10 protein-coding genes are annotated in these 11,727 nt (G+C 46.1%); all 10 read right to left on the bottom strand.

Annotation, left to right across the window (positions count from 1 at the left end):
* Nucleotides 1-31 precede the first annotated feature (31 nt).
* Nucleotides 32-1,477 (bottom strand): PTS transporter subunit EIIC, encoded by a 1,446-nt coding sequence (locus IFO66_RS21265; RefSeq protein ID WP_028594734.1) that lies wholly within the window; start codon nucleotides 1,475-1,477, stop codon nucleotides 32-34.
* Nucleotides 1,478-1,693: 216 nt separating this feature from the next.
* Nucleotides 1,694-2,551: a glucose PTS transporter transcription antiterminator GlcT gene (glcT, locus tag IFO66_RS21260; RefSeq protein ID WP_192027043.1), complete on the bottom strand. Its 858-nt coding sequence runs from the start codon at nucleotides 2,549-2,551 to the stop codon at nucleotides 1,694-1,696.
* Between the two features lie 227 nt (nucleotides 2,552-2,778).
* Complete coding sequence (ptsP, locus tag IFO66_RS21255) at nucleotides 2,779-4,518, bottom strand: phosphoenolpyruvate--protein phosphotransferase (RefSeq protein WP_192027042.1); 1,740 nt, start codon at nucleotides 4,516-4,518, stop codon at nucleotides 2,779-2,781.
* Nucleotides 4,519-4,574: 56 nt separating this feature from the next.
* Entirely contained in the window at nucleotides 4,575-4,835 is a 261-nt protein-coding gene (locus tag IFO66_RS21250) for an HPr family phosphocarrier protein (RefSeq protein WP_028594731.1), read from the bottom strand.
* A gap of 48 nt (nucleotides 4,836-4,883) precedes the next feature.
* Entirely contained in the window at nucleotides 4,884-5,369 is a 486-nt protein-coding gene (locus IFO66_RS21245) for a PTS sugar transporter subunit IIA (RefSeq protein WP_192027041.1), read from the bottom strand.
* A 449-nt stretch (nucleotides 5,370-5,818) separates the two neighbouring features.
* The gene (locus IFO66_RS21240) at nucleotides 5,819-6,826 is read right to left on the bottom strand and encodes a methyltransferase (protein WP_192027040.1); all 1,008 of its coding nucleotides are present in this window, start codon (nucleotides 6,824-6,826) and stop codon (nucleotides 5,819-5,821) included.
* Entirely contained in the window at nucleotides 6,807-7,877 is a 1,071-nt protein-coding gene (locus IFO66_RS21235) for an alpha/beta hydrolase (RefSeq protein ID WP_192027039.1), read from the bottom strand. The genes IFO66_RS21240 and IFO66_RS21235 overlap by 20 nt, the downstream gene beginning before the upstream one ends.
* A gap of 123 nt (nucleotides 7,878-8,000) precedes the next feature.
* Entirely contained in the window at nucleotides 8,001-9,209 is a 1,209-nt protein-coding gene (locus IFO66_RS21230; protein WP_192027038.1) for an aminotransferase class I/II-fold pyridoxal phosphate-dependent enzyme, read from the bottom strand.
* Nucleotides 9,210-9,315: 106 nt separating this feature from the next.
* Complete coding sequence (gene bioB / locus IFO66_RS21225) at nucleotides 9,316-10,314, bottom strand: biotin synthase BioB (protein WP_225445963.1); 999 nt, start codon at nucleotides 10,312-10,314, stop codon at nucleotides 9,316-9,318.
* A gap of 49 nt (nucleotides 10,315-10,363) precedes the next feature.
* A complete protein-coding gene (gene bioD, locus IFO66_RS21220; protein WP_192027036.1) occupies nucleotides 10,364-11,146 on the bottom strand; it encodes a dethiobiotin synthase in 783 nt (260 codons plus the stop codon).
* Nucleotides 11,147-11,727 lie beyond the last annotated feature (581 nt).

The following is an 11,727-nucleotide window of genomic DNA, read 5'->3' as shown; positions in this document are numbered from 1 at the left end:
CGCTATTTTCTATTCCTATTTAAAGCCTAACTTACAGCTTATTAATCTCTTCCTTCAGAAGCTCAGATTGTGTACCGAATACGATCTGTACATTACCAGAGCCAAGCTTCATGATGCCTGCTGCACCTAGAGCTTTCAAGCCAGCCTCGTCTACTACTTGGTCGTCTTTCAACGTCAAGCGAAGACGAGTAATACATGCTTCGTTAGAAACGATGTTGTCTTTACCGCCGATCATGCTAAGCACCTTCTGTGCCTTTTCAGACAACGGGGAGCTTGCATTTGTAGAACCAGCAGAGTTACCAACAGCTTCATCGTCTTCACGTCCAGGTGTCTTCAAGTTCATCTTCACAATAAGGAAGCGGAACAAGAGGTAGTACACCGCGAAGTATGCAAGACCAATTGGAATAATGAGTAACGGTTTCGTCGCCAATCCGAAGTTCAAACCGTAGTCAATAAATCCTGCCGAGAAGCCGAATCCATGCTTAATCCCCAACATGTACGTGATCGCGCCAGACAAACCTGCCAATAACGCGTGAATTACATATAGGAATGGAGCTACGAACATAAATGCGAACTCAAGCGGTTCTGTAATACCTGTAAGGAAAGAAGCGAATGCCGTACCGATAAAGATAGAAGAAACCATTTTGCGTTTCTCAGGCTTCGCTGTGTGAATAATCGCCAAAGCCGCACCAGGAAGTGCGAACATCATAATCGGGAAGAACCCTGTCATGAACATACCTGCGGACGGGTCACCATGGAAGAAGCGCTGAATGTCTCCACGGAATACTTCGCCGCCTACTTCCCATGTTCCAAGCTGGAACCAAGGGATGTTATTCCATACGTGGTGCAAACCTGTTGGGATAAGCAAGCGGTTAATCGTAATGAACATACCAGAACCAACTGCACCCAAGCCTGTAATCCAAGTACCAACCGCATCAATTTGCGCTTGCACTGGACCCCAGATCATACCCAATGGAATACCGAGAAGCAAGATTGCTGCTGCTGTTACCATCGGAACAAAACGTTTACCACCAAAGAATCCTAACCAATCCGGCAGCTTAATGTTGTGATATTTCTTGTACAACCCAGCTGCTACTAAACCTGACAAAATACCACCGAGTACGCCCATATCGAGCTTTACAGAATCATCTACGAACGACCAAATACCCGGAGAAATGGCTAACACTTTCATAAGAATTGCATGTGCGATAACTGCTGCCAATGCTGCTACTGCATCACCGGCCAAACCAATAGCTACACCGACTGCAAAGATAAGTGGTAGCTCCGCAAAGATTGTACCACCCGCAGCATCCATGAATGGTGCGATATAACTGTTGAAAAATCCACCGACTGTTTCGCCAAACTTGAATTCGTTGACGTAGTCAATTGCACCTAACCTCATGAGAATTGCTGCCGCTGGAAGCGTTGCCACAGGAAGCATCAATGCGCGACCTATTTTTTGCAAAAAGGCTAACATGAGAGGTATCCCCCTTTAAAAGATATATTAAGTATGGATAAAAGGCGGGCGCAATATTCTCTGCACCCCGGCCTGTCATCACCGCTAAGGATGATTAAGCAAACGAACAAGTAAAAAAGGCATGAACTTGCGACGAGTCGCATCCTTGAACATCAAGGATGTGTCTCATGGCAAGCTCATGCCTAGTCGAACTAGTAACACGCTTATGGTATAAGGTTAATCTAAGTCTTTATTGAATAAACGATACAAATGCATCGCGATGTAAGCTGTCTCATCATCCGTTACTGACTTGTTGAGCTTCTTCTCCATTAGGTCTGCTGCCTCTCTCGCAACCGAGTATTCATGAGGCACCATATCCTTCAGCTTATCGCGGAATGGATTCGGTGAATGCTCGCCCTGCCTAATACGCTCAATCGCAAAACGAAGATGCGTAATTAAACGCAAGTAGTCAACACTTTCCTTCGGAATCGGCCCACCTCGTCTGTGCTCGATAAGTGCCACCAAGTCTTTCAGCAGGTGATTGTACTGTACAACATTACCTACTGGAACATGTGCAGCAGCAGATTGAATATGGATCGTTAAGAAACCGATCTCATCTTCAGGCACCTCTACACCGAAGCTGTCGGCAATCATCCCAGCAGCTCGTGCGGCAATTTCGAATTCCTTCGGATTCAGCGTCTGCAATTCCCACAAGAACGGATTCTCAATCGCTATTTCATGACGAATACGATATAAAGCGTACTCAATATGACTCGGCAGAGCCAAGTGAATATGCTCATTGAGATTCGGCGTTAGTTCCTCCGATACCATGGAAATAATGCGTTCTGAAACGGTGATGACATCAGGATCAATCTGATTCAGTAACATTTGATATTGGGATAAATGCTGCTGGCTTTCAAGCGTAAACGTCTTCTCAATCCGACCATCTGAAGCGGGTATAGATCCATTAGGCTTAGCCCCGAATCCTATTCCTTTGCCCATGAGAATAGTCTCTTTGTTCGTCAACACATCGTTCGCCAACACGACATTGTTGCTTAATGCGCGTATGATTTCAAATCGACGCTCGTCGGACAACGGTATACTCCTCTCTCATCGGATTGAAAACGTTTTCGCCATCACAGCGGTCAATCTAATGATTATATTAGAAGAATCCTTGATAATTGTCAATGAAGATATGCGATATTATCGCGTTTATCCAACTATTACACTAAATTAGAGAACAACATCATAATTATACTATAAATGTAAAAAAATACAGACTAGGAGTGCTTTCTAAACTTCCCTAGCCTGCATTGTTGTGTCTAGATCGTAAGTTCCTGAATCGCAGGTACACGGTCAACAATCAAGTATTGAATTTCTTCTGCTGTTTCCAAGTTCAACGCTTCTTCAGCCAATTGCTTCATCTCTTCACGATTCAAGCGGCTCAGCAATACGCGAACGGAAAGTACAGAACTTGCACTCATACTGAACTCGTCTAAGCCAAGTCCAAGCAAGAGCGGAACAGCTTTCAAGTTACCAGCCATCTCGCCGCACATACCAGCCCATTTGCCTTCTTTGTGCGCTGCATCAATAACCATTTTAATTAAACGAATTACTGCCGGATTAAATGGTTGTGTCAAGTGCGATACGTTCTCGTTCATGCGGTCAGCCGCCATCGTATACTGCACCAAGTCGTTTGTTCCGATCGAGAAGAAGTCTACTTCTTTTGCCAACTGATCAGCGATAATCGCTGCAGCTGGAACTTCGATCATCATTCCGACTTCCATTTCCTTATTGTATGCAATACCCTCTGCATCCAATTCCGCTTTTGTTTCGGCCAACAATTCGTTAGCTGCACGAAGTTCTACAATGGAAGAAATCATCGGATACATCAACTTAACGTTACCATGAGCGCTTGCACGCAAAATAGCACGAAGCTGTGTCTTGAACAGATCTTTACGATCCAAGCAAAGACGAATAGCACGGTAACCCAAGAACGGGTTCATTTCCTTAGGAAGTTCCAAATATGGAAGCTCCTTATCTCCGCCGATATCAAGCGTACGGATAACAACAGGCTTTTCAGCACCCAATGTCTCGCACACTGCTACATAAGAGTTGAACTGTTCTTCTTCAGATGGGAAGTTGTCACGTCCCATGTAAAGGAATTCCGTACGATACAGACCTACACCTTCAGCTCCGTTGTTACGGGCACCGAGTGCGTCTTGCGGGTTACCGATGTTAGAAACGAGTTCGACCTCATGTCCGTCAGCTGTAATAGATGGTTTGTCTTTGTACAGCTTCATCGCTTCTTGACGTTTCATGTACTTCGCTTGCTTCTCTTCGTAAGTCTTGATTGTATCCTCATCAGGATTAACCAAAATAATTCCGCTTGAACCGTCCAAAATGACGATGTCTCCCGTTTTTACAGCTTCAGAGCCATTTTGCGTACCAACGACAGCTGGGATTTCCATAGAACGTGCCATAATTGCAGAGTGCGATGTACGGCCTCCGATGTTCGTTGCAAATCCAGCTACTTTGCTGCGATCAAGCTGAGCTGTATCCGAAGGAGTCAAATCATGTGCGAACAGTACAACTGCCTCTTCGAAATCATTTAAAGATGTGCCTGATTGGCCAGATAAAGCAGTCAATACACGCTTGCTCACGTCACGGAAGTCCGCTGCACGCTCACGCATATACTCACTGTCCATACTGGAGAAAATATCAACAAGCATTTGCGTTACTTCTGACATTGCAAATTCTGCATTAACAGACTCGTCACGCACTTTTTGTACCGCTTGACCGATAAACTCTTCGTCCTGAAGAACGAGGATATGTGTTGCAAAAATTTCTGCCTCATGTTCACCAAGCTTAGCTGCTGTTTTTTCTTTGATCTGTTCCAGCTCTGCCATCGCTTGCTGTACCGCCGCCTGTAGGCGGGCTGCTTCTGCTTCTACTTCACCAGCAGGCAATTCACGACGTTCAATCTCAGTATGTTGCTCTTCCATAATGAATGCCGGTCCGATTGCATAACCAGATGCTGCTGCGATTCCTTTAAGTAGCATGAAGGATTCTCCACTCCTTTACGATTGCCTAGACGTTGCTTCGATAACGTACAAAATTAGTCAAGTACAGATTCGATAACTGCGCCTACTGCTTCAACCGCTTGCTCTGCTTGATCGCCTTCTGCGCTTACTGTAACTGTATCTCCAGCTTTCATTCCAAGTGTCAATACGCCTGTGATGCTTTTCGCGCTGATTTTGCGACCGTTAAGTTCAAGAGAAATTTGAGTAGCTGCGAACTCGCTAGCTTTTTTCATGATTGCGCCTGCTGGACGAGCGTGAATACCTTGTGGGTTTTTAACTGTAAATTGTTTTTCCATGATGAAATGGCTCCTTTATTCGTTATATTCGAAAATAAATATATCTCTCTATTTCAATGTAATTTCAATAACCGGGCTGGAAGCTGCTGTTACATTGCCTTCAAGTGCTTTCAATTCAGCTACAATGTCACCATTAGCAATGATAACAGGTGTAATCGTTGGAAGACCTGCTTCTTTAATTTGAGCGATGTCGAACTCGATAAGCGTATCGCCTTTTTTCACTTTGTCGCCAGACTTCACGTGCGGTGTGAATGGCTTACCTTGCAAGGATACTGTGTTAATGCCGATGTGAACAAGAAGTTCAACACCTTCATCACTTGCCATAACCAAAGAATGGTGGGAATCGATCAAATGAACGATAGTTCCGTCAAATGGAGCTACGAAAACGCCCTCAGTCGGCTCGATTGCGATACCATCACCGATAATTTTTTGTGAAAATGCTGCATCAGGAACTTGATCCAATGCTACCGCCTTACCTGTAATCGGAGCTGTGATTGAAACTTGCTTTTTTTTCTTGCCAAAAAGACCAAACATGAGAATTCCTCCTTCAAGTTATCTAGCTGTCAGCGTATCGACTGTATGGATCCGTCAAAGACGGCTTTTTATTCATATCAAGCTGGAAAATATACCACTGAATGTCAAAAAAGGCATAAGCTAAAGCTGCAGTTCACCCTAATGAACAGCTGCTTAGCTCATGCCTAGTCGTACTAGTAACACGCTATTGCATTCCACTTAAAAACTATATAAGTCATTTTAACATTTTGAATCAGCGGATGCAAGCAAGCAGAGCACTGCAACATATTTTCCAATGATATGCTGAAAATCGGCCGGTCACTAGCGATAGCCGCTCTTATAAGATGCACTGCAAACAACCAATTCATACAGATTAGCAACGTCAATTCTCATCGCATATTGAAGTAATTACCTACCAAAAAGTTCATTGAAACAAGCAAGCTATTCATGCTTACATGTATGCTTCATTCTTAATTTCTCCAATTGGAGATCTGTTCGTTGCTGATGTATCCGAATCCTGCTCGATAGGTTAAATAAACCGTACCGTCTTCCCTACTATAATGCTCGTTGTAATATTCCTTCATATAATGAATCCATTTTCGTGTTATAGGGGCAGGCTGCTGTTGAAGCGCATTGCTCGCTCCAATTCGACGAACATGTTGAAGCATGTCATCAATGCTGGCATAGGTCAACGTCCATTGTTGCTCCATCCAAGCTGAAGAAGCTGCGCATTCTCCCATCCATGCTTGCCAGTCCGCTGCGTGCACATAGGCTTGTCCACGTGGGCACACTTCATTATTCAGTTGGCTATCTGCATGGGCACAAGCATCGTGCAATTGATGCAGCGTACCTGGCAAGAAGGTCGCAAATGCGAGCATGCCTCTTGGTCTTAACCGTTTATAAAGTGCTTGCAGTGTCGATTGAGGCTGATTGAACCATTGAAACGCAGCACTCGATAAAATGATGTCGTAGCTGTCTTGACTCGATGTTTCGATAACATTACTACGATTGCATTTCTTGCTCGATTCAATGTCAACAACAGCCCACTTCTCAGCATCCGCAACGATAAGGTCAAGTTGCTCAATATCATACCCTGTAAGCATTAGTTTCCGTTGTGCTTCTTGCAGCATCCGTGGTGATAAGTCCAGTAACGATAGTCGGGTTGATGATGGAACAGCTGAGGTTGAGATCGCAGTTTGTGTCAGTGCTCCTGTACCACAGCCGATGTCGAGCAGCTTTACTGGTTCTTGATTGTATAAATGTTGATTACCATTCCGGTCTGCAACAACTTGCATACGCTGCTGCACAGGCTGCCACCTCAGCAATGTTTGAATCATTTTTATTTGAACGTCAGCATATTGATCATATTCATGAGCATGGCGATCAAATCGCTGCCCTACGATCTCTTTGTTAATGTCAGGCGCTATCGTTCTTGTTGTCCCCATTAAAGGGAGCTTGCTAGAACTGGAATTGTTCATGCCAGCGGCTCACCTCCTCCTCCCATTCGCGTGGATGGGTCAAGAATGGGACATGCCCTTGTCCGGTCAGGCGTCGATATTCGACGGACCGGACGTCGGGACCCGCTAGGCGGCGCGCTTCTGCTTGCGCGCCTATAGGCACTAGCGGGTCTAGCTCCCCGTGGAGCCACAGCACGGGGAGCTGCGCAGCGATTAGCTGCGCCCATGCATCCGTCAAGTTAGCGGATGCTAAATAGGCTAAGCCCGCGTCCAATCCCGCGGGCGTGAAGCCGGGCCGTTGGAAGCGCTCGATAAGCCTCGCTTCCAACGGCTCATGCTGCTGCCGCTCCGCCGGAGCTAGCAAGCGCACCGCGAATTCGCGGAGCGTTTGCTCTGGCGCGGCGGCCAGCCGCTGCCGCATGCGCTGCAATACGCGCGGCGGCCACCCCTCCGTGCTGGTAGGTGCGACGAAGCGCAGCGTCGAACCTACCAGCACAAGGCTCGCGAGCAGCCCAGCACTAAGCTGCTGAAGCTTCATTTCTTCTCGGCTCATGGCACTGCTTGTGCTTACCGCTTTCCGGAGCTTTACATTTTCCCTGCTTGGCATATCATTTCTCGCTTCCCGCAAATCCAAGCTTTCTCCACTCCGCATATTGCTTGCCATTTCAGACAACCTTTCATCATCCACGCTGTGCGCAGCATCCCCCGCTTCGCGTTGCCTCATATCCATCCCGCTTCGCGCATCACGTCCTGCATCGTTAAGCCCTATGCTTTCCAAGCTACGCTCAGCATACCTAGCTCCGTGTAACCACTTGGCAGCCGCTTCAATCGCCAGCATGCCGCCCATGGACCAACCCACAAGATGACAGCGCTGGGAACTCGCAGTAGCCGTAGCCAACTGTCCCATAATCACTGCGACCATCTCATCCGATGAATCGCATTCCATAAAACTGACATAATGATGAGCAGCATCAGGAAGCGACTGTGCCGCTTGCTGCCACAGCTGTTCACTGGCCCCCCAGCCGTGAATCCATATGTAACTGTCATTTACACTGCTTGGGCTTCCGCTCATTGGCTCCAGCGCTCCTTTCTCGCTCATCGCTCATTAAGGCTTACCATTTTACTCCTCGTCATCTATGCATTACTCGTAAATGTATATCAATCACCACAGCGTGCAGAGTACTGCTGCCACCCATTACGTTTCTCGAACCACCTTCACAATAATAGACAACGCTTTGCGCAGCTCTTCTTCCGACTGAGACGCCATCGGTGTAAAGCGAATCCGTGCCGTACCCTCCGGAACGGTTGGCGGTCTAATTGCAATACCAGCTATGCCTGATTGAGCAAGCTTGCGACTAATCGCCACAGCCCTGTCATCTGTACCAAGTATAAGCGGCACGATATGACTGCTTCCCACACCTGTGTTCAGTCCCGCTTCTATGAATCCATCACGTAGTAGAGCCGCGTTTCTCATCAACGCTAACCGCGAATGATCTGCTTTTTTTACTTGTTCCAAACGCATAAGGATTAGTGCAGCCATTAACGGAGGCAATCCCGTATTGTATATCAGCGTACGAGCGCGATTAATCATATAGCGAATTACAATGTCATCCGCAGCAATGTAAGCCCCCACTGCTCCAAATGCTTTACCAAATGTGCCCATCACGATATCGACACGTTCATGCAAGCTTAACTTATGGCATATGCCTTGCCCTTCAACACCATATACGCCACCGCTATGCGCCTCATCAATAAGAAGGAGCGCATTGTAGCGCTCCTTCAGCAACACCAGATCTCGTAATGGCGCAACTGTGCCATCCATACTAAATACCGCATCACTTACAATTAATGCATGATTCTGCTTCCCTTCTAACGTCTTGCTCCACTGCTGCAACTGATACTCTAGCTTGTTCATATCAAGATGCGAATAGCGATACATGTGAGCGCGGCTTAACAACGCACCATCCACAATGCTGGCATGATTCAATTTGTCGCTAAACACAGCATCATTTCGTCCTACTAATGCAGCAATGACACCAACATTGGCCATATATCCGCTCGTGAATACAAGTGCAGCCTGCCGTCCTTTAAACTTAGCTATCTCTCGCTCTAACTGTGCATGCACACCATCATGACCGGAAATAAGTCGTGACGCTCCCGAACCAATTCGCACGCCTGACTCACCATACTGCCGGCACCATGCTTTGACCTGCTCCCAACCGTCGTCATCCAACCATGGATTCAATCCCAAATAATGATTAGATGCAAGATTCAACATACGAATACCATCTCGCTCCATATAGCCATCGTCCAGCCAATGGCTCTCTATCATATTTCGCAAACGTTCTCCTGCTTGCAGTCGCTCCAAATCCTGATGCATCCAATCATATTTTTTCGAACACATTGTTTGAGGAAGAACCTCCCCGCATCCCTATTTCTGCCAGTGCATACAATAAAGTCTGTTTTCATCCATACCTTTACCTTACAATACAAGCCTTACCATGCTTTCCTTACAATGCACATCTTTCAATCTCAAATCCGATATCTTCAATCATGGCATGATCAGCAGATGCCTCTTGTCCCTCGGTCGTTAAATAGTCACCAACAAACACCGAGTTAGCCGCATATAGCGCCAACACCTGCATCGATCGCAAATTAATTTCACGGCCGCCAGAAGCGCGAATCTCCTTCGTCGGACATACAAATCGGAACAAAGCTAATGCCTTCAAGCAGCGTCTTGGATCCAAATTAGACAGCTTCTCCAAAGGAGTCCCTGGAATTGCATTCAAAAAGTTGACAGGAATGGAATCCGCATCAATGTCACGGAGCGCAAAAGCAACATCCACTAGCTGCTCATCTGATTCTCCCATGCCAATAATGACGCCTGAACAAGGTGACATGCCAGCATACTTCGCTGTCTCAACCGTTTCAATTCGATCCTCATAGGTATGTGTGGAAGTAATATGCGAATAGTGGTCGGCGCTCGTGTTGAGATTGTGATTGTAGCGATCCACGCCTGCTTCTTTAAGCCGTTTTGCTTGCTCTTCAGATAAAATACCGAGACAAGCACATATTTTCATCGGCATCGTCGACTTAATTTCCTCCACGGCTTCAATCACTTGATTCAATTCACGATTCGTCGGCCCGCGTCCGCTAGCAACGATACAATACGTTCCCACCTGCATTTCCATTGCTTTACGTGCACCATCCACGAGCACACCTTTTTCAAGCAACGGATATTTAGTAACAGGCGTATCCGCAACACGAGATTGTGAGCAATAACCGCAGTCTTCTGGACATAATCCACTTTTCGCATTAATGATGAGATTGAGCTTTACTTTTTTACCGTAAAAATGCTTTCTTACACGGAAGGCAGCATCCATAATCGCCAATACTTCATCATCGTCCGCTCTAATGACACTTAAAGCTTCTTCACGTGTAATGGACTCCCCCGCAATTGCTTTACGCGCTAGCCCCAACCAATCTTGCTCCACCATCATCATAGACATCTTCTTCCCCATCCTCTCACCTATGTATCGAATGTATCGAATTTTTCATTCATAGTCGTGCATTAAGCCAATCGTGCAAAGTTGTTAGATGAGCTGTTTCGCGCAGCCAATCCTTGCGCCAGTTGATCCACAGGTCCTCATCTATCCTATTGGGGTGCGGAAGATATGGAACAGCTCCTACTACCGGGACTTCAGCTAACAACTCGATCATCTCGGTGTTCTCGTGCAACTGCTGCTCGTAAGCAGCCTTGTTCCACTCAGCAGTTGGCTTGAACAACATCGCACCAAACACAACAGCCACATCCTTTACCCCCCTTGAGCGTGCATATTGCACCGCTGTAACCGTGTGACTTACCGTCCCCAACAGCGGCGCAGCTACGATCAGCATAGGCAATTGCAGCGCCGCAGCCAAATCCGCCATCGTATGTCGAGCCTGTAAAGGAACAGCCACACCACCTGCCCCTTCGACAACAAGCCTGTCACTTGCTTGCAGTCTGCGCTCCCCTTCGACAACAAGCTCACTCATGCTAATTTCTAGCCCCTCCCGCTTAGCAGCGGCCCATGGGGCTAACGGTTCACGTAAAGTCCAAGTAACAAGTTCGCGTTCCCCTACATTCGTTAACCCGGATCCTTTTAATAAACGGTAACTATCAGCCTCTACCGTCCCTAGCTCCACACCGCTTTGTACAGGCTTCCATAGTGCGGTTGCACCTAACTTATGTATATGCATCCAATGAGCAATTCCTGAAGCTAATACCGTTTTCCCCAGTTCTGTTCCAGTAGCTGAAATAAATATCCCTTTGCCAAAACGTCCATCAAGAAGTGCCATCATCCACCTCTTAGCCTACTATTTATACCTTTTTATTTGTTAACCTATTATAATTAAATTATGGTTAACACTTTACGCAAGTTGTATTGTATATGAAACTATCTCAATCATCAACTGCTAAAGCTAATTTCATTCCAATCCATTTGATTAAGTGTAAACACGCTTAAAATATGAGCATCCATACTGCTTATACGAAACAAAGCTATAGGCACGAAGATTCTGTCGAAGCATTTTGAAAATGAGAAGTACATACTCATGCAAACTTCCTATGACGGTTCTGGATTCGGGGGTTCGGCAGGTTATGATATGAGGCATGATGTGAGGTTATGATGTGAGGGGGATTCAACGAACGATCCTTTAGCTGCATTACTGCAAAAGTGCAGGCTTTTTCAGCCAAAAATAGTTATGTAAGGAGAATTGATGCTAATATGCAGTTTTTTATTTCATTTTTAAGCTACAAGGAGTTGAGTCCGTATAATTGTGTAAAATGGTGAACAAAAAAAAGAGCCATGAAATAGAGCCTCGTCTAGAATGAAGTTATGCAGACCCATTCAGAGGAGGTACTATTTATGACTCAATATCAT

The sequence above is a fragment of the Paenibacillus arenosi genome, from assembly GCF_014841135.1.
GTDB classification, from domain to species: domain Bacteria; phylum Bacillota; class Bacilli; order Paenibacillales; family Paenibacillaceae; genus Paenibacillus_B; species Paenibacillus_B arenosi.
This window is presented reverse-complemented; position numbering and strand designations above follow the sequence as displayed.

Bases quoted from the DNA above. Each gene is read 5' to 3' on its own strand.
- bioB (WP_225445963.1), bottom strand. From the start codon at position 10,314: ATGTCTATGATGATGGTGGAGCAAGATTGGTTGGGGCTAGCGCGTAAA.
- IFO66_RS21245 (WP_192027041.1), bottom strand. From the start codon at position 5,369: ATGTTTGGTCTTTTTGGCAAGAAAAAAAAGCAAGTTTCAATCACAGCT.
- IFO66_RS21230 (WP_192027038.1), bottom strand. From the start codon at position 9,209: ATGTGTTCGAAAAAATATGATTGGATGCATCAGGATTTGGAGCGACTG.
- IFO66_RS21235 (WP_192027039.1), bottom strand. From the start codon at position 7,877: ATGAGCGGAAGCCCAAGCAGTGTAAATGACAGTTACATATGGATTCAC.
- ptsP (WP_192027042.1), bottom strand. From the start codon at position 4,518: ATGCTACTTAAAGGAATCGCAGCAGCATCTGGTTATGCAATCGGACCG.
- IFO66_RS21250 (WP_028594731.1), bottom strand. From the start codon at position 4,835: ATGGAAAAACAATTTACAGTTAAAAACCCACAAGGTATTCACGCTCGT.
- bioD (WP_192027036.1), bottom strand. From the start codon at position 11,146: ATGATGGCACTTCTTGATGGACGTTTTGGCAAAGGGATATTTATTTCA.
- IFO66_RS21265 (WP_028594734.1), bottom strand. From the start codon at position 1,477: ATGTTAGCCTTTTTGCAAAAAATAGGTCGCGCATTGATGCTTCCTGTG.
- IFO66_RS21240 (WP_192027040.1), bottom strand. From the start codon at position 6,826: ATGAACAATTCCAGTTCTAGCAAGCTCCCTTTAATGGGGACAACAAGA.